At 70.4% G+C, this 17182-nt stretch carries 16 protein-coding genes; 9 read left to right on the top strand and 7 right to left on the bottom strand.

Annotation, left to right across the window (positions count from 1 at the left end; translation table 11 throughout):
• Nucleotides 1–513: 513 nt before the first annotated feature.
• Entirely contained in the window at nt 514–1065 is a 552-nt protein-coding gene (locus tag BM362_RS09840) for an HAD family acid phosphatase (RefSeq protein ID WP_067580671.1), read from the bottom strand.
• Between the two features lie 198 nt (nt 1066–1263).
• The gene (locus tag BM362_RS09835; RefSeq protein WP_093573392.1) at nt 1264–2133 is read right to left on the bottom strand and encodes an oxidoreductase; all 870 of its coding nucleotides are present in this window, start codon (nt 2131–2133) and stop codon (nt 1264–1266) included.
• Between the two features lie 151 nt (nt 2134–2284).
• On the opposite strand from BM362_RS09835, the gene BM362_RS48145 reads away from it, so the two are divergent.
• The 5 genes from BM362_RS48145 to BM362_RS47330 all read left to right on the top strand — a co-directional run bounded on the left by BM362_RS48145 (nt 2285) and on the right by BM362_RS47330 (nt 6086).
• Entirely contained in the window at nt 2285–2491 is a 207-nt protein-coding gene (locus BM362_RS48145; RefSeq protein ID WP_208865156.1) for a hypothetical protein, read from the top strand.
• Nucleotides 2492–3176: 685 nt separating this feature from the next.
• Nucleotides 3177–3473 carry an amidohydrolase family protein gene (locus BM362_RS50245; protein ID WP_342029801.1) on the top strand — a complete coding sequence of 99 codons (297 nt, stop codon included), beginning with the start codon at nt 3177–3179 and terminating at the stop codon, nt 3471–3473.
• Between the two features lie 87 nt (nt 3474–3560).
• Nucleotides 3561–4916: a serine hydrolase domain-containing protein gene (locus BM362_RS09825; protein ID WP_093573391.1), complete on the top strand. Its 1356-nt coding sequence runs from the start codon at nt 3561–3563 to the stop codon at nt 4914–4916.
• Nucleotides 4917–5486: 570 nt separating this feature from the next.
• Nucleotides 5487–5750 carry a serine/threonine protein kinase gene (locus BM362_RS50470; RefSeq protein ID WP_093572898.1) on the top strand — a complete coding sequence of 88 codons (264 nt, stop codon included), beginning with the start codon at nt 5487–5489 and terminating at the stop codon, nt 5748–5750.
• 195 nt (nt 5751–5945) lie between these two features.
• The gene (locus tag BM362_RS47330) at nt 5946–6086 is read left to right on the top strand and encodes a hypothetical protein (RefSeq protein ID WP_167545261.1); all 141 of its coding nucleotides are present in this window, start codon (nt 5946–5948) and stop codon (nt 6084–6086) included.
• 45 nt (nt 6087–6131) lie between these two features.
• Here BM362_RS47330 and BM362_RS09815 read toward each other — a convergent pair whose 3' ends face one another.
• On the bottom strand, nt 6132–7568 hold the full coding sequence (locus BM362_RS09815; protein ID WP_093572897.1) for an aldehyde dehydrogenase family protein: 1437 nt from the start codon (nt 7566–7568) through the stop codon (nt 6132–6134).
• A 141-nt stretch (nt 7569–7709) separates the two neighbouring features.
• Here BM362_RS09815 and BM362_RS09810 point away from each other — a divergent pair, with 141 nt between their 5' ends.
• A complete protein-coding gene (locus BM362_RS09810; protein WP_093572896.1) occupies nt 7710–9149 on the top strand; it encodes a GMC family oxidoreductase in 1440 nt (479 codons plus the stop codon).
• Nucleotides 9150–9612: 463 nt separating this feature from the next.
• Here the strand turns inward: BM362_RS09810 and BM362_RS09805 are convergent, their stop codons facing one another.
• The 3 genes from BM362_RS09805 to BM362_RS09795 are packed head-to-tail and all read right to left on the bottom strand — an operon-like array spanning nt 9613 to nt 13897.
• Entirely contained in the window at nt 9613–11223 is a 1611-nt protein-coding gene (locus BM362_RS09805) for an amidohydrolase (protein ID WP_067580679.1), read from the bottom strand.
• 3 nt (nt 11224–11226) lie between these two features.
• Nucleotides 11227–12015, bottom strand: a complete 789-nt coding sequence (locus BM362_RS09800; RefSeq protein WP_067580681.1) for a MoaF C-terminal domain-containing protein — start codon at nt 12013–12015, stop codon at nt 11227–11229.
• A gap of 10 nt (nt 12016–12025) precedes the next feature.
• The gene (locus BM362_RS09795) at nt 12026–13897 is read right to left on the bottom strand and encodes a primary-amine oxidase (protein WP_067580683.1); all 1872 of its coding nucleotides are present in this window, start codon (nt 13895–13897) and stop codon (nt 12026–12028) included.
• A gap of 142 nt (nt 13898–14039) precedes the next feature.
• Here BM362_RS09795 and BM362_RS09790 point away from each other — a divergent pair, with 142 nt between their 5' ends.
• Together BM362_RS09790 and BM362_RS09785 are read left to right on the top strand one after the other, a co-directional pair.
• Entirely contained in the window at nt 14040–14756 is a 717-nt protein-coding gene (locus BM362_RS09790; RefSeq protein ID WP_067580685.1) for an SDR family NAD(P)-dependent oxidoreductase, read from the top strand.
• Nucleotides 14757–14771: 15 nt separating this feature from the next.
• On the top strand, nt 14772–15575 hold the full coding sequence (locus BM362_RS09785) for an SDR family NAD(P)-dependent oxidoreductase (protein WP_067581259.1): 804 nt from the start codon (nt 14772–14774) through the stop codon (nt 15573–15575).
• 78 nt (nt 15576–15653) lie between these two features.
• Here BM362_RS09785 and BM362_RS09780 read toward each other — a convergent pair whose 3' ends face one another.
• On the bottom strand, nt 15654–16340 hold the full coding sequence (locus BM362_RS09780; protein WP_208865154.1) for a TetR/AcrR family transcriptional regulator: 687 nt from the start codon (nt 16338–16340) through the stop codon (nt 15654–15656).
• A 70-nt stretch (nt 16341–16410) separates the two neighbouring features.
• On the opposite strand from BM362_RS09780, the gene BM362_RS09775 reads away from it, so the two are divergent.
• Nucleotides 16411–17166 (top strand): SDR family oxidoreductase, encoded by a 756-nt coding sequence (locus BM362_RS09775; protein ID WP_067580689.1) that lies wholly within the window; start codon nt 16411–16413, stop codon nt 17164–17166.
• The last annotated feature ends 16 nt before the right edge of the window (nt 17167–17182 follow it).

Raw genomic sequence — 17182 nt, 5'->3', positions numbered from 1 at the left:
GACGTCCTCGGCGTCGGCGACGCTGCCGAGAATCCGGTAGCCGATCCCGAACAGCCGCCGCCGGACCTGCGCGAACACCGAGGTGGCCCTCGACGTTTTCCGCCATCGGCGGCGCGTTCGTTCCTGTTCCGGCGGGCATTCGCGAGCTTAGCGGGCACGGGTGTCACAAATCGGCGTGCTGTCCGGTCCTGACTGGCGACGCCCGCGGCGGAACGGCGGGAACGGGCGGATCGGCTCTCAGGTCGTGCAGTTGACCGGCGAAGGGCCGCCCGGCGTGCTGCGAGGTGCCGACGTGCAGGTGGACGTGTCGAACTCGCCGTCGTTCGCCGAAGACGATGTCATGGAGTTCTTCCAGCGTTCGACCGGGAATCTGGTGCGGGCGACGTGCGAAGCCAGGGCCGGATTCCGGGTATCCGCGGGCGAAGGCGGCGCAGGAGAAGCTGATCCAGGACCTGCGATCGTGCGCGTGGCGTCGCGGACACTTCGACGGTTGAGGGGATCGCCACTCACGAGTTACGAAAGCTGCCCGTCGTAGTCCGGGAGCTTGAAGCCCTTTTCGTAGTCCCCGCCTTCGAGGTCGGTGGACCGGTTGCCGATGTTCGCCGTGATCGTGTAGCCCTGCTCGGTCAGGTCCGCGCGGCAGCGCTGCTTGCCTTCCGCGGTGCCCTCGCCGGATTCGCGGGTGCAGATCGCGTCGATCGGATATCCCGCGTCGCTCAGCTGCGTGCGCGCTGAGGAGGAACTGGTCCGTGCCGTCACGAAGAGGACGGACACGTGGTGCTGGCCCGCCCACTGGGCGACCGCGAGCACCGGCCGGTTCGGTTCGCCGGGGTGGTATTCGGTTTCCAGCGAGGTGTTGTCGATGTCCAGCACGATCGCCAGCCCGGACCCGCCCTTGGCGACCCGGTCGGTCAGCCAGGGAACGGCCGGGTCGAGGGCTTCGCGCACGTCGGCCTGCCATTGGCCGTAGCCGGGCAACTCGGATGCCGCGGCCGGGGCGGTGGCCGGTGCGGCGATCAGCCCGGCGACGGCGAGAACAGCGGCGCAGGCGCGGTTGACGTTCATCGGCGCGTTTTCTCCTTAGCGTGGCGGAAACTGCCGTCGAGGACGCTAATCGCGCCCGGACTTCCGGTGCACCGTCGTTCGTTGGTGAAGTGCGCGGAAGCGGAGAGGAATTCGCCGTCCGTTCATCGGAAACTATCGTCCAGTTTTCTTCTGCGATTCGGGGTGCTGACAGTCAGCAGTCAGCACCCCGAATCGGCGTTATCCGGCGATAGTGTCCAATTCGGCCACCGCGTCCGCGGGCAGTTCCAGATCGCCCGCCGCCACGTTCTCCCGCAGGTGCGCGACCGACGACGTGCCGGGGATCAGCAGGATGTTCGGCGACTGGTGCAGCAGCCAGGCCAGCGCGACCGCCTTCGGGCTGGCGCCGAGCCGGGCGGCGACGTTGTCCAGCGTCGCGGACTGGAGGGGGCTGAATCCGCCGAGCGGCCAGAACGGCACATAGGAAATCCCTTGGGCAGCAAGGGATTCGATCAGCTTCTCGTCCCCGCGGTGCGCGACGTTGTACCAGTTCTGCACGGTGGCCACCGGTGCGATCGACTGCGCCTCGGCCACCTGCTCGGCGTCGACCACGCTCACGCCGAGTTCCTTGATCTTGCCTTGCTGGCGCAGTTCGGCGAGCGCGCCGAAGGGTTCGGCCAGCGAGCCCGGCACCGGCGAGTGCCCGTCCGGTCCGCCGCCGACGCGCAGGTTCACCACGTCGAGCGCCTCGACGCCGAGGTTGCGCAGGTTCGACTCCACCTGGTCGCGCAGCTGCTCGGGCGAACGCTCGTGGATCCAGCCGCCCTTGTCGTCGCGCACCGCGCCGACCTTGGTGACGATCCGCAGCCCGTCGTAAGGCGCGAGCGCTTCGCGGAGCAGTTCGTTCGTCACGTGCGGCCCGTAGAAATCAGCGGTGTCGATGTGGTTCACGCCCAGCTCGACGGCCGTGCGCAGGACCGCGAGTGCCTCGTCGCGGTCGTTCGGGGGCCCGAACACGCCGGGTCCGGCGAGCTGCATCGCGCCGTATCCCAGGCGGGCGACGGTGTGCCCGGCCAAGGTGAACGTCCCGCCGGGGAGGTTGTCGGTCAATGTTCCGCCCTTCTTTCCCGCCGCGCCGGTGCCGCCGCGGCTGCCGTCCATGGTGCGGCGCGCGGCGCGGCGCGGCCAGTACCCCTCGGTCCTGGGAGTGTCAGGGCCAGGCTCGCGGGACAACCACCCGATAATTTGGTATACCATTGACATGGCTTCTCGCACTGTGACCGGTGTGCGCCCGTGGGGCGGCGACCCGGCCGACCTCGTGCTCGACGGCGACCGCGTCTCCGACGTCCGACCCGCGGGCTCGGCCCCGGTCGAGGGCGAGCGGATCGACGGCGCCGGGCTGCTCGCGCTGCCCGGGTTCGTCGACTCGCACGCGCACGTCGACAACAGCTGGTGGGGCAAGCCGTGAGTCTCCTACGGCGGCGTCGCGAGCACTGAAGGCCGCATCGCGCACGAGCGGGCCGAGCGGGACGCGCTCGGCATCCCGAGCGTCGAGATCGCCGAGACGGTGCTGCGCGAATTCCTGCGGCACGGCACCATCGCGGCGCGCAGTCACGTGGACGTCGACCTGGGGCTTGGCCTGCGCGGGATCGAGATCGTGCGGGAAGCCGCGCAGCGGCTGGGCGGCGCGGTGGAGGTCGGGATCGTGGCTTTCCCGCAGGACGGCGTGCTGCGGCGGCCGGGGGTGCGCAAGCTGCTCGACGAGGCCGCGGCGGCGGGCGCGGGCCGGATCGGCGGCCTCGACCCGGCGGGCATCGACCGCGACCCGGTCGGCCAGCTCGACGGACTGTTCGAGATCGCCGAGCGGCGCGGCGTCGGCCTCGACATCCACCTGCACGACGGCGGCGAGCTGGGCGCGTTCCAGTGCGTGCTGATCGAGGACCGGACCGTGCGCACCGGGCTGCAGGGCAAGGTCACCGTGTCGCACGGCTTCGCACTGGGCGAGGTTCCCCCGGCGCGGCAGGCGGCGCTGCTCGACCGGATCACCGAGGCGGGCATCTCGCTGGCGACGGTCGCGCCGGTGCGGGTGGCTCCGCTGCCATGGCTCGAATTCATCGGCGCGCGAGGTCCCGGTCGGGCTCGGCACGGACGGGATCCGCGACCTGTGGTCCCCGTACGGCGACGGCGACATCCTGCAGATCGCGCTCGGTTTCGCCCGCCTGCACGGCTTGCGGAGGGACGAGGATCTGACGGCGGCGGTGGAGCTGGCGACGCGGCGGGCGGGCTCGTTCGTGGGCCGGGAGCGGCATGATCTGGTGCCGGGTTGCCGGGCGGACGTGGTGCTGGTGGCGGCGGAGAATGTGCCGGACGCGTTGCCGCGGGCGCCGGTGCGTTCGCTGGTGATCGCGGGCGGCCGGGTGGTCGCGAAGGACGGCGAGGTGCTCGTCTGAGGAGTTCGTCCGGTGCTCCAGCCGAACGCGGATTTTTCCGTCTCCGGAGACGAACTTCTGGTCTCGGCGCGGCGATACCTTCCCGGGATGGACAAGCTCGACGCTCTCCGCAGGCGGCTGGAGCAGGACCTTCCCGCGCTGCTGGAACACCACCGGGTCCCCGCCGCGGTGATCGCGGTGGCGATCGGCGAGGAGACCGCCACCGCGTCCGCCGGGGTGCTCAATCTCGGCACCGGGGTCACCGCCACGGCCGATTCGGTATTCCAAATCGGCTCGATCACCAAGGTGTGGACGGCCACCCTCGTCCTGCAGCTCGTGGACGAGGGCCTGGTCGATCTCGACGCTCCCATCCGGCACTACCTGCCCGACCTCGAACTGGGCGACGCGGCCATCACCGTGCGCCAGTTGCTCAGCCACACCGCCGGGTTCGAGGGCGACCTCTTCACCGACACCGGCCCCGGCGACGACGCGGTGGAGAAGTTCGTCGCGACCCTCGACGGCGTCGCCCAGCTGTTCCCGCCCGGAGAGTTGTTCTCCTACAACAATGCGGGGTACGTCGTCCTCGGGCGGCTGGTGGAAGTGTTGCGCGGCAGGCATTACGAGGACTGCCTTCGCGAACACCTCGCCGTGCCGCTCAAACTCCGGCATTTCGCCCCGAACGCTCTCGACGCGATCCGGTTCCGTCCCGCGATCGGGCACCTCGAACCCGAGCCGGGCGCGGACCTCGTGCCCGCGCCGTTCTGGTCGATGCTGCGGTCCAACGGACCGGCCGGGTCGTCGCTCGCGATGTCCGCGGCGGATTTGCTCGCCTTCGCCCGCATGCACCTCGCGGGCGGTGCCGGAGTGTTGAGCGCGGAGAGCGCCGCGGCCATGCTTCAGCGGCAGGTCAGCCTTCCGCCGCTCGGCATCATGGGCGATGCCTGGGGCCTCGGCTGGGAGTTGTTCGACACTCCGGCCGGCCAGGTCTACGGCCACGACGGCAACACCATCGGACAGGCGGCGTTCCTGCGGCTGGTGCCCGAAAGCGACCTGGTGGTGGCGCTGCTGACCAACGGCGGCGGCGCGATGAGCCTGTACGCCGACCTCGTTCCCGCGCTGCTCAAGGAATTCGGGGGCGTCGAGGTGTCGCTGCCGCCCCGTCCGCCTGCCGAGCCGGAGCCCTTCGCCGCGGACCGGTATCTCGGCACTTACGCCAGCACGGTCGCCGATCTCGTGGTCTCCCAAGACGACGACGGCCGGGTCTGGCTGGAGCAACGTCCTAAAGGGACAGCCGCGGAGTTGAGCGCCGCCAGCAAATCCGAACTGGTCTTTCTCGAAGGCGACACCCTGATTCTTCGCGAAGCGCAGGGCGGAATCCACCTGCCGCTGGTCTTCCTTGGCGACGACGGCTCCGGCCGCGCGCGATACGTCCATTCGGGGAGGGCGACCCGTCGCGCCGGGTGACCGGACGGCTTCGCCCGAACCGAACGATCCGGAGGCCGTTCCCGGGTAAGGTTTTACCTCGTGGCCGCTGATCCGGGGCCGGCGCGGATCCACGCTGCCGACGGCCGCCTCCACGGCTCCGGCGTGCTGATCGGCGGCCGGTACGTCCCGACCTGCTCCCGCGCGGCCCGCGAGGAAACCGTTTTCCGGGTGGAATCGGCGGGTTCCGCGACGCTGGCCGGGCTGGTCCCGCCGCTCGCGGGCGCGCGGCGAGCTGGCGCTGCTCGAACTGGCCGCTCCGGGGCGCCACGGCACCACGCTCCGGCGAAAGGTCGAATCCGGGCGGGAAGTCCGGATCCACAGCCTTCCGCTCCGCCTCGGCTACGGCATCTGGGTACGCGCCACCACCGAAGCGACGGACAGCGAACGGGTGCCGCTCGCTCTGCTGGAGGGCCGCGCGGACCCGGACCTGTGCGGCTGTCCCCCGTTCGACCGCACCACCGGGCAGTTGCTCGGCATCGTGGTGGCCGACCACGCGGTGCGGCTGATTCCGGCGGACACCGTGCTGGGGTACTTCCCGCAGTTGCGGGAATGGGCGATCGACGATTCGGTGGTCGAGGACGGGCTCGACGAACTCCTCGTCCGCACCTGCGGGTCGCGCTGCCGAAAGCGAGGCTGCCGGACCCGTTCGACACCGTGCTGCCCGACGCGGCACTGCCGGAGCGGCACCGGTTTTGCGTGGAATGCGGCAGCCCGGTGGGCCGCGGCGAGGCCGGGCGCGCGGCGGGTTCAGCTGGATCTGCCTCGCCCGCGACGAGGCCGAGGGCGACCGGTTCGGGGTGCTCCCAACCCTGATCGGCGGACGGGACCGCGGCGGCGAACGTCGTCCGCACCCTCGCGCATGTCGAACACCCGGACCCGGAAACCGGCAGGCCCACCGGGTCTGCGGACGGTCTTCCACCGCGCCAGGAGGCTGCGCCCGGAGCACGTCGCCGCATACGGGCTGCTGCAGCTCGACGCGGTCGGGTGTCTGCACGTTCACGGTCCGAATTGGACTGGCGGAGTGCCGACGTCGAGCCGGGGTGGCGGTTCCGGCGCGGGCGGCGGTGGAATCCAGCCGGGACGCATTCGGACATCTGGTACCCGGAGCCGGCGCATTTGCTGCTGTCGCTGGCCGAACTGGCCCGCTGAACGGGGCTCGGCGGTCCCGGGCGGACCGCCGAGCCCCGAAAGCGTTCAGCAGCCGTAGTGCAGCCAAACCGCCTTCGTCTCGGTGTACGCGTCCAGCGCCCACGGGCCCATCTCGCGGCCCCAGCCCGACGCCTTGTACCCGCCCCACGGAGCGGCCATGTCCGGGATCGGCGGCATGTTCACGAACACCGCGCCCGCGCGAATCCCGTCCGCATAGCGTTGCGCCGTGCGGATGTCGCGGGTCCACACGGTCGCGGCGAGGCCGTACTGCGTGTCGTTCGCGCGTGCGACCAGCTCGTCCGGGTCGTCATACGGCGTCACCGCCAGGACCGGGCCGAAGATCTCCTCGCGCATGATCGTCATCGAGTCCGTGACGCCCGCGAAGAGCGTCGGCTGGTAGAAGTAGCCGTCGCGGTCGACCTCCGCGCCGCCGGTGATCAGGTCCGCGCCTTCGGAACGGCCGGTCGCCACCAGGTTCGCGACGTGCCTGCGGTGCTTGTCCGACACGAGCGGCCCGACCTGGGTCGTCTCCTCCAGGCCGGGGCCGACCTGCAGACCCGCCAGCCCGGCGGCCATTTTCTCCACGAACTCCTGCTCGCGCTTGCGGTCGACGTAGAACCGGGTGTAGGCCGCGCAGACCTGGCCGGTGTTCAGCGTCGCGCCGGCGAGGTTGCCCGCGACGGCGGCGTCCAGGTCCGCGTCCGCGGCGATGATGCTCGGGGCCTTGCCGCCGAGTTCGAGCGTGAGCCGTTTGAGGTTGGACTCCGCGCTCGCCGCGGTGATCAGCTTCCCGACCGCGGTGGAGCCGGTGTAGGAGACGTGGTCGACGTCGTGGTGCGAGCTCAGCATCGCGCCCACCGGGCCGTCGCCGGTCACCAGGTTCACCACGCCCGGCGGGAGGCCGGCCTGCTCGGCCAGCCGCACCAGCCGGATGCTGGTCAGCGGCGTGACCTCGCTCGGCTTGATCACCACGGTGTTGCCGGTGGCGAGCGCGGGCGCGAGCTTCCACACGAGGATCATCAGCGGGAAGTTCCACGGCGTGATCAGCGCGTTCACGCCGACCGGCTCGCGACGCGTGTAGTGCAGGGTGTCCGGGAACGAAACCGGGTTCGTGGTGCCCTGGATTTTCGTCACCCAGCCGGCGAAATAACGCAGGTGCTCGGCCGCGCCGGTCACGCTCACCTGGCGCGAGACGCCGATCGGCTGGCCCTGGTCGCGGGTTTCCAGCGCGGCGAGTTCCTCGTGGTGCTCGTCGACGAGGTCGGCCAGGCGGAACAGCAGCTTCGCCCGCTGCACCGGCGCGAGCCCGGCCCACTCCGGCGAGGTCAGCGCGCGGCGCGCGGCGGCGACCGCGGCGTCGACGTCGGCCTGAGTCGCCGTCCCGACGTCTTCGAGAACGGTGCCGGTGGCCGGATCGCGGGTCGGGATGGGCTCCCCGCCGGCCTCGGTCCACTGACCGTCGATGAACAGGCGTGTCGCCATGGTGCTCCCTAGTCCCGATCTTCTGGTCGCATCCGAGTATCGGCGCGCGGCGGGCGGGCGGTCTTGTCCGCGAGGGCACGCCCGTTGTCGGCGAGTGAAGACAATTCCGGGCGCGGCCGGGGAACCGGTCAGGATCAGGACATGGACGTGATCGTGGTAGGTGCGGGTTCGGCGGGCTCGGTGGTGTGCCGGCGGCTGGTCGACGCGGGCGCGAAGGTGACGCTGCTGGAAGCGGGCGGACCGGACACGAACGCGGCGATCCACGACCCGTCGCGCGCGGGGGAGCTGTGGCACTCCGCCGAGGACTGGGACTACTGCACGGTGCCGCAGCCGCACGCCGGGAACCGCAGCCTGCACCTGCCGCGCGGCAAGGTGCTCGGCGGCTCGCATTCGCTCAACGCGATGATCTGGGTCCGCGGCGCGGCGGCGGACTACGACGGCTGGGAACTGCCCGGCTGGACCTGGGACGACGTGCGCCCGGTGTACGAGCGGACCGAACGCGACCTGCTCGACCTGGAGCGGCACGATCCGCTGCAGCCGATCCAGCAGTCCATTGTGGACGCCGCGCGGGAGATCGGCCTGCCGTTCAACGACGCTTACAACAGCGGCACCCTCGACGGCATCTCCGTGCAGCAGGTGACCATGGCCGGCGGACGGCGGCGCAACACCTGGCTCTGCTACGCCGAACCGGTCGCCGGTCAGATGACCGTGCACACCGGCGCGCTGGTGCATCGCGTGCTGTTCGAGGGCGACCGCTGCATCGGGGTCGTGGCGGAGATCGACGGCGAACCGGAGCCGCTGTTCGCCGACCAGGTCGTGCTCGCCGCCGGTGCGCTCGCGTCCCCGGCGATCCTGCTGCGCAGCGGAATCGGCCCGGCCGACGACGTCGCCGCGCTGGGGCTGGACGTCGTCGCGGACCTGCCGGGCGTCGGCGAGAACCTGCACGACCACCTGCTGTCGCCGGTCATCTTCGCCACCGACCGGCGTGCGGTCGCGCCGCCGCGGACCGGGCTTTCGGTGACGCAGACGCACCTGTTCTGGCGCAGCCGTCCGGGCCTGGCGGTGCCGGACACCCAGCCGATCCACTTCAGCGTGCCGATGTACGAGCCGTGGATGACCGGGCCGCCGACCGGGTTCTCGCTGATGGCGGGCATGATCACGCCGCAAAGCCGGGGAACGCTGCGGCTGCGCAGCGCGGATCCGGCCGAGATGCCGCTGATCGATCTGGCCGCGCTCGCGCACCCGGCGGACTTCGAGAGCCTGGTCGCGTCGGTGGAGCAGTGCCGGTTGATCGGCCGCGCCCCGGCGTTGGCCGGGGAATGGGGTGCGCGCGAACTGTATCCGGGACCGGCGGATGTGCGGGAGTACGTGCGGCGCACCGCGATCACGTATCACCACCAGGTGGGCACCTGCCGGATGGGGACCGACGAGCTGGCGGTGACCGATCCGACGCTGGCGGTGCGCGGGGTGTCCGGGCTGCGGGTCGCGGACGCCTCGGTGCTGCCGCGGGTGATCAGCGGGAACACGAACGCGCCCGCGGTGCTGATGGGGGAGCGGGTGGCGGAGTTTCTGCTGGCCTGAGGACGTCGTGCCACGCGCGACGTCGCTGGGCGGAGCGGGCTGCTGGGCGCGTGGCCGCCGGGGCAGCGGCTGGCTGTATGAGGGGGTGTCGTGAGTGGCGGCGATGCCGGTGAGAACCGGGATCGCCACTCACGAGGCCACACCAGGCAGAGCGGCTCCTGCTGGGCACAGGCCCGGCGGCCCGGCTGCTGCCGAGCCAGCGGGGCGGTGCTGTGGCAACTGGGCGGCGGGCGGGCGCTGGCACGGCTGGTGGCGTGGGCGGCGGCTGGCTGCTGGCTTGGGGAGCGGCTGGGGGCTGGCACGGCTGGTGGCGTGGGCGGCGGCTGGCTGCTGGCTTGGGGAGCGGCTGGGGGCTGGCACGGCTGGTGGCATGAGCGGCGGCTGGCTGCGGGGTTGGTGCGGGCGAAACCGGGCTCGTGGGTGTTGATGCCGGTTCTAACCGGCATCAACACCCACGACCCCCTCAACCCCGCGCGAACACCCGCTTGCCCCCGAACCACGTCTCCCGCACCGTGATCCCCGCCAGCTCTTCCGCCGGGGTCTGGAACGGATCCTGGTCCAGCACCACGAAATCCGCCGACTTGCCCGGCGTCAGCGACCCCGTCACGTCGTCGAGCCCGCACGCGCGGGCCGAGTTCAGCGTGAACACCTGGATCGCCTCGGCCAGCGTGATGGCCTGCTCCGGCCAGAGGCTCCCGGGGTGCTTGCCGTACGGGTCCTGCCGGGTGATCAGGCCCTCGATGCCTTCCCAGGCGTTCGGGGATTCGCTCACCGGCCAGTCCGAACCCCCGGCGACCAGCGCGCCGGTGTCCAGCAGCGTGCGGTTCGGCTGCATCCGCGCCGCGCGTTCGGCGGGGATCACCTGTGCGATGGCGTCCGGGATCACGCCGGGCACCCACAGGAACGGCGAGATGTCCGCCGACACGTTGAGCGTCGCGAACCGCTCCAGATCGTCCGGGTGGATGAACTGTCCGTGCGCCACTTGGATTTTCGTCGTGTAGTCGCCGCGGGCGCGGAGGTTGCCGGCAGCGTCCAAAGTGGCCCGGACGGCAGCGTCGCCCGCGCAGTGGATCTTCGCCGAAAGCCCGGCCGAGACGGCGACGTCCAGCCAGTCCGCGAGTTCCTCCGGCGGCATCGTGGTGTCGCCGCAGAAGCACTCGTGGTGCAGGTACGGCTCCAGGAACGCCGCGGTGTGCGCGGGCGGGGTGCCGTCGAGGAAGATCTTCACGAAGTCCGGCCGGTGATGCTCGCTGCGGTACTCCGCGGCCCGGCCGAGCAGCGGTTCGCCGATCGGGTCCGCGCCGAAGATCGGGTCGTTGACCAGCATCGACGACACTACCCACGCGGCGAGTTCGCCGGCGTCGTCCAGCGTCTTCAGCGCGGCGAGGATGTCGAGAGTGGCCCCGGCGTCCTGGAATGCGGTAATGCCGTAGGAATGCAAAATCGCGATTGCTCGCCGCGATGCTTCGGCGTGCTGCTCCGCGGTGAGCGCGCGCGTGTCCCGCATCGCCCGCTCCACCGCCAAGCCCGCGGTCTCGATCAGCAAACCGGTCGGCGCGCCGCTGTCGAGGTCGCGGTGGATCGTCCCGCCTGCCGGGTCCGGAGTGGCCGCGGTGATCCCGGCCAGTTCCAGCGCGCGGCTGCTCGCCCACCGGTTGTGCCTGCTGTCCTCGATCAGCACGACCGGACGCCCGCCCGCCGCCTCGTCCAGCGCTCGCCGCACGGACTCGTGGCCGAGTTCAGGGGCCAAAGTGGACGGCCAAGCGCCGCCGGCGACCCATTCGTCCGGACCGAGCCCAGCCGACCATTCCGTGACCGCGGCGAGGATTTCGTCCAGACCTGCGCCGCTTTCCAAGCGCAGTTCGAACAATTCCCGTCCGGCGAGGGCGTGGTGGCTGTGCACGTCCACGAAACCGGGCAGCACGAAAGCGCCGCCGAGATCGACGACCTCGGTGCCCGGACCGGCCTCGGCAGTCGTCACCCGGCCGTTCTCCACCGCGAGCGAAGTCGCCCACGGCCGATCTTCGTCCACTGTGTACACAGTGGCGTTGGTGAGGAGCAGTTCAGGCGCCACGGGTCACTGTCCGGCGGGGTCGTAGTCCGGCGAATAAACAGTGTTGCTGAGCAGCCGGCCATACGCGCCGAAGGTGAAGTGCGTCGGCGACTTGCCGTCCTCGCCCAGTCCGAACAGCGAACCGTGCGACCGCAGCTCCCGCACGTTGCGGTGGTCGGCCACGGTCACCGACGCGCACGGGATGACCTTCTCGCGCCAGGTGAACACGTAGATCCCGGGCCGGATCTGGTACACGGAGTTCTCGTCGGTGTCGGCGAGGCCGCGCTCCGGGCCGGAAAGGCACTGCCAGGTGTACCAGTGCGGAGTGAGGTAGACGTGCTCGTAGGCGTGCTCTTCGCTGTAGACCCACTGCACGCGGCGGCCGATCAACGCCGTGCTGGGCGCGATTTCCTCGCCGTGTGCCTCGCGGCCCTGGATGGTCGCGGGACGGAACCGTTGTGTCACGCGGGGAAGTCCGTCGCCGATCGTGCTCGTGACGACCAGCGCGCGGCCCTGGCGTACGTCCAGCAGCAGGCTGTACGAGGTTTCCGCACCGGGATGGAACTGCACGTAGAACAGCCCGGCGTCGACGAGGAATGTCTCGGAAGCGGTCTCGCCGGCCGCGCCGTCCTCGTCCCACGACGCGCGGCCGCCCGAGAAACTGATCGAGAACGTGCCGCCGTCGGCGCAGTCCAAAGTGAACGACTGGTTGTCGAGATCGTCCACAGTGGCCGCTTTGCTGGCGTCGAAGCCGGGGGCGAGACCGTCGAGCGGGAGCCAGGTGGAGGTGTCGGACAGATTGGTCGCGGGCATGGAGCCTTCCTCAGTGTTCACAGTGGCCGTGGGCGGCCGAGGGCAGGTCGAGTGCCGGGTTCCGGTCGCAGAACCCGTAGGGGCGCACCATGAATCCGGAGTAGTCGACCGGCATGACCGGCCAGTCCTCCGGACGCGGGATGTGCGTCGGGCCGAAGACGTGCCACAGCACGACGTCGGTGTCGCTGACGGAGCGGTCGGCCGCCGTCCACGCGGGCAGGCCGGCCCCGCCCGGGTGCGCATTGGGGCGCTCGCCCGCCGGGAACCGTTCGCCGGGCGCGTAGGGCGTGACCCACAGGTGGTTCGTGGCGAAGGTCGCGCGCTGATGGACTGTCGATTCCGGTTGCGCCATCAGGGTCGCCGACGGCCGCGGCACGAGCTGGTACGCCGTCGGCGCGCCGAGCCGGTTGGTGTGCTCGGTGCTGCGGACCTCCCACACTCGCGCGGTCGCCGGGTTGGCGTGCCGTTTCGCTTGCTGTTCGGTGCGCAGTTCGGTGGCCTTCCAGGTGAAGGCGTTGCCGTACGGGTTTTCGTCGCCGATCGGAATCCCGACAGTGTCCACTTCGTACACCGAGTTGCGCTGGCCGTCGACCGCGAAGTCGAGCCGGGCACAGAACAGGTGCTGGTGCACCGGAGCGAACAGGCCGGGCGCGATCTCGGACGCGTGCGGATTCGCGGACCCGGGCTCGCCAGCGCCGGAGAAGACGATGCCGGTTGCCTTGGCCTCGCATTCGATGGTGCCGTCGAGGTAGAGGTACCAGAAGAAACCGTAGTCGTAGTTTCCGATGGTGGAGATCGACGAGATCACCAGCCGCCGCGAACGGCGGACCTCGGCCTTGCCGTCGAGATCTGTGTGCTTCCAGAGGATCCCGTAGTCCTCCTCGTGCATGCAGATCGCGTTGGGCACGCGCACCGGCTGGCCGTGGTCGTCGGCGAGGAAGGCGTCGAAGTAGTGGATCACGCCGAGGCAGTCGCAGCCGAGGCGAAGGCTGTTGCCGTTCTTGCCGAGCAGGTACTCGCCGGCGTCGAAATAGCTGATCCAGAACCGGCCGATCGAGGTGTCCCCGTAGGGAACGACCATCTCCGGCACCGACGCGCGGTACAGCACCGAGCGGTCCTGGAAGGTCAGCTGGTGCAGGGTCAGGCCCTCGCGCGCGTTGAACCCCACGCGCAGCTGCCAGCCCTCCCACGTCACGAGCGAGCCGTCGACCTGGAAGCTCGGGCCTTCCGGCTGGGTGATCTCGATCGGCTTGAGCGTGGTGCGCGCGGGGCGGTGGCCGTACCGGCCGGAGTCCTCCGGGACCGGAACGTCGCCCTCGTCCTCGACCCGCAGGACGCGCTGTTCGGTGAGGTTGAGGTGCGCGACCAGGCCCTCGACCGGCCGTGACCAGGGGTTGTCGGTGTCGTCCTCGCGCAGGAAGGTGAGCGAACGGATGACCCGGCCGGTTTCGTCCTCGCGGCCGAAGTGACCGGGGGCGAGCGGGGCGCAGAACGCGTGCTCGACGCGGTCGCCGAGACCGCGGCGCTCCATGGCCGCCTGCCACTCCGGGGAGGCCTTGGTGACGGCCTCGGCCAGGTCGTACTCCTCGAAGAGATACGGGGGCTGGCCCTCGCCGCACTTCTCGTGGCTGACCAGCTCACCGGCGGTCACCGACACGACCGCGTCGGCCGATTCGCCGGTCGCGGTGTCGAGCAGGGTGAACTGGATCCGGCGGTCGGTCCGGGAACCGCCCAGTACGGCGGCCTTGTCCGGCTCCACCGGGAGGACCTGCGGAAACCGCGTCGTCTCGGTGATCAGCCCCTGTGCCTCCAGCACTGCCCGGCCTGTGGCGAGCTCGTCGGCGGTCAGCGGGTCAAGGGGGTGGGGGTGTGCGTTGCTCATGGTGTCCCTTCGCGCTCCTCGCCGCAGTGTTCGCGCTGCACCGGGGGCAGCGGTAGCCGGGATCCGGGGGTCGTGCGGCCGCTGACAACAAGGATGCACTCGGTGCCAATCCCCGGCGGAGCCGTTGTTGCAGGATTGCCGGATGCGACTCGACCTCGACGGCAAGGCCGTGCTGATCACCGGGGCCGCGTCCGGGATCGGACTGGCCTGCGCGCGGGCGTTCCTGGCGGAGGGCGCGCGGGTCGGGATCCTGGACCGGGTCCGGCCGCCGTCGTTGCCGGGGGACGTCGTCGCGGCGCGGGCGGACATCACCGACGAGGACCAGGTCGCCGCGGCGGTGCGGCTCGTGGCCGAGTCTTTCGGCGGGATCGACGTGGTAGTCGGTTGCGCCGGGATCTCCGGGCCGGTCGGCCGGCCGCTCGCGGAGACCAGCGCGGCGGACTTCACCTCGGTCATGGCGGTGAACGTGCTGGGGCAGTTTCTGGTCGCGAAGCACGCTCGGCCCTGGCTGGGAGACGGGAGTTCGATCGTCTTCCTGGCCAGCGATTCGGCCTTCGTGTGCGCGCCCGGGATGGTGCCCTACTGCGCGTCGAAGGGCGCGGTGGTGTCGTTGACGCGGGCGCTGTCGGTCGAGTTCGACGGCGTCCGGGTCAACTGCGTGTGCCCGTCGGTGGTGGACACGCCGATGGCGCGCGGGGATTTGGGCGAGCTGCTGGACGAACCGGGATTCCCGGTCCAGGCGGCCGACGAGGTCGCCCAGCAGGTGGTGTATCTGGCTTCCGCGCGGGCGCGGACGGTGAACGGACAGGCCTTGCTCGCCGACTTCGGCTATTCGGCTCGGTCTGGGTTTCCTGCTTGAAAGGGAGAAATGACGATGGCAGACACGCGGGTCGTGGCGATTACCGGCGGAGGGACGGGCATTGGGGCTGCGGTTGCTCGGCGGTACGCAGGCGAAGGCGCACAGGTCGTGGTTCTGGGCAGGCGGCGCGAGCCGCTGGAGAAGGTCGCTGCGGAGACTGGTGCGCACGTGATCGCTTGCGACGCCAGCGTCCGGGAGGACGCGGAGGCGGCGATCGCGGAAATCGTCTCGAAATACGGGCGGCTGGACGTGATCGTGGCCAATGCCGGCGGGCACGGGCTGTCCTCGGTGGTGGACACCGGGGACGAGGAATGGGAGATCGCGCTTCGGTCCAATTTGTCGAGCGCGTTCGTGTTGTGCCGGGCCGCGTTGCCTTCCTTGGTGGAGAGCGGCGGGCAGGTCGTGATTGTTTCTTCGCTGGCTGGGTTGTTCGCCGGGCCCAATGTCGCCGGGTACACGGTGGCCAAGCACGCGTTGATCGGGCTGACTCGCTCTATTGCCCGGGATTACGGGCCGCGGGGGGTCCGGGCCAATGCTGTGTGTCCGGGGTGGGTGCGGACGCCGATGGCGGACGGGGAGATGGAGCAGTTCGCCGAGGCGGCCGGGTTTGCCGGCGGGCATGACGAGGGGTACCGGCGGGTGACTGCCGAGGTTCCGTTGCGGCGTCCTGCCGAGCCGGAGGAAATCGCTTCTCTTGTGCGGTTCCTGGGGTCTTCGGAGTCTTCTTATATTACTGGGGCGGTGGTGGTCGCCGATGGCGGGGCGCATGCTGTTGATTTGCCTACCTTGGCGTTCGAGCGGGCCGGGATGGGGGCGTAGGCGCCTCTCGACCTGATTGCGCACCGGGCTGTTCTCCGCTCCCGCCCGGGCAATGCCGGGGTGCGGTGTTGGGGTGTCTCAGGTTGGTTCAGCCAGGGTCCGCAGCCATTTGGTGAGCAGTTGTGTTTCCGCCGCGCCCAGGATCTCCGGGTTGGCCGCGGCGTGTTCCAGTACGCGGTGGATTTCGGCGTGCCGGTCGCCGGTCGCCGAGGTTCCGGTGATCGCGGCGATCGCGCCTTCCCGCACCGCCACGGACAGCGGGCGGTCTTCTTCGGCGAGGATGATCTGCCGCAGCGTGACGCCGATGTTCGCCACGAGGATGTGCGCGGCCGCCTGGTCCGGCGGGACGGTCAAGCGTCCCTGGCCGGCGGCGGCTCGGGTCAGGGCGCGCAGCATCGCGCTGGGGCGTTCTTGCGCCTCGGGGGCGTGGCCGGGGCGGACCTGGCCGTACATGAGCGTGTAGAAGCCGGGGTTCGCGATTCCGAACGCGACGTGGGCGTCCCAGCCGTCGCGCAGGTCCTGGATCGGGTCGCCGGACGGCTCGTGGGCGCCCTTCTCCGCCAGGTACAGGTCGAAGCCGCGCTCGACGACCGCGTCCAGCAGGCCCTGTTTGCTGCCGAAGAAGTGGTAGAGCGTCGGCATTTTCACCCCGGCTTGGGCGCAGATCGCGCGCAGTGAAATGTCCTCGCCCGGCGTCGCGGCGACCTGCTCGGCGGCGGCGTCCAGGAGCCGGGTCCGTGTATCCGCGTTCGCAATCTGTGTCACACCGCTATGGTAGCCGCTGTTGCACTGATACAGTGACGCATATCAGCGATAAAGAGATGGAGGGGTCCTCATGACCGACCACACCCTCAAGGGCAAGAACGTCCTGGTCGCCGCCGGGGCGAAGAACCTGGGCGGGCTCATCAGCAGGCAGGCCGCCGAGGCCGGCGCGAACGTGGCGATCCACTACAACTCCTCCTCGACCCGGCCGCAGGCGGAGGAGACGCTCGCCGCGGTCGAGGCGGCGGGCGGCAAGGGTGTCGTGCTGACCGGCGACCTGACCGTCCCGGCGAACGTGGAGAAGCTGTTCTCCGCCGCCGAAGCGGCGCTCGGGAAGATCGACGTCGCGGTCAACACGGTGGGCAAGGTGCTGCGCAAGCCGATCACCGAGACCACCGAGGACGAGTACGACTCGATGTTCGACATCAACTCGAAGGCGGCGTACTTCTTCATCAAGGAGGCGGGCAAGAACGTCGCCGACGGCGGCAAGATCATCACGATCGTGACCAGCCTGCTCGCCGCGTTCACCGACGGGTACTCGACCTACGCGGGCGGCAAGAGCCCGGTCGAGCACTTCACCCGCGCCGCGGCCAAGGAGTTCGCCTCGCGCGGGATCTCGGTCACCGCGGTCGGGCCCGGCCCGATGGACACGCCGTTCTTCTACGGCCAGGAAACCCCGGAGCGGGTGGAATTCCACCAGTCCCAGGCGATGGGCGGGCAGTTGACGAAGATCGAGGACATCGCGCCGATCGTGACGTTCCTGGCGACGTCGGGCTGGTGGATCACCGGGCAGACGATTTTCGCCAACGGCGGCTACACTACGCGCTGATTTTCGCTACGACAGC

Source organism: Amycolatopsis rubida, assembly GCF_900115345.1.
Taxonomy (GTDB): domain Bacteria; phylum Actinomycetota; class Actinomycetes; order Mycobacteriales; family Pseudonocardiaceae; genus Amycolatopsis; species Amycolatopsis rubida.
This window is presented reverse-complemented; position numbering and strand designations above follow the sequence as displayed.

Coding starts and splice junctions, on each gene's coding strand:
- BM362_RS09810 (WP_093572896.1), top strand. CDS start 7,710: ATGGACGTGATCGTGGTAGGTGCGGGTTCGGCGGGCTCGGTGGTGTGC.
- BM362_RS09775 (WP_067580689.1), top strand. CDS start 16,411: ATGACCGACCACACCCTCAAGGGCAAGAACGTCCTGGTCGCCGCCGGG.
- BM362_RS48145 (WP_208865156.1), top strand. CDS start 2,285: ATGGCTTCTCGCACTGTGACCGGTGTGCGCCCGTGGGGCGGCGACCCG.
- BM362_RS50470 (WP_093572898.1), top strand. CDS start 5,487: ATGGGCGATCGACGATTCGGTGGTCGAGGACGGGCTCGACGAACTCCT.
- BM362_RS09800 (WP_067580681.1), bottom strand. CDS start 12,015: ATGCCCGCGACCAATCTGTCCGACACCTCCACCTGGCTCCCGCTCGAC.
- BM362_RS09815 (WP_093572897.1), bottom strand. CDS start 7,568: ATGGCGACACGCCTGTTCATCGACGGTCAGTGGACCGAGGCCGGCGGG.
- BM362_RS09785 (WP_067581259.1), top strand. CDS start 14,772: ATGGCAGACACGCGGGTCGTGGCGATTACCGGCGGAGGGACGGGCATT.
- BM362_RS09825 (WP_093573391.1), top strand. CDS start 3,561: ATGGACAAGCTCGACGCTCTCCGCAGGCGGCTGGAGCAGGACCTTCCC.
- BM362_RS09790 (WP_067580685.1), top strand. CDS start 14,040: ATGCGACTCGACCTCGACGGCAAGGCCGTGCTGATCACCGGGGCCGCG.
- BM362_RS09840 (WP_067580671.1), bottom strand. CDS start 1,065: ATGAACGTCAACCGCGCCTGCGCCGCTGTTCTCGCCGTCGCCGGGCTG.
- BM362_RS09795 (WP_067580683.1), bottom strand. CDS start 13,897: ATGAGCAACGCACACCCCCACCCCCTTGACCCGCTGACCGCCGACGAG.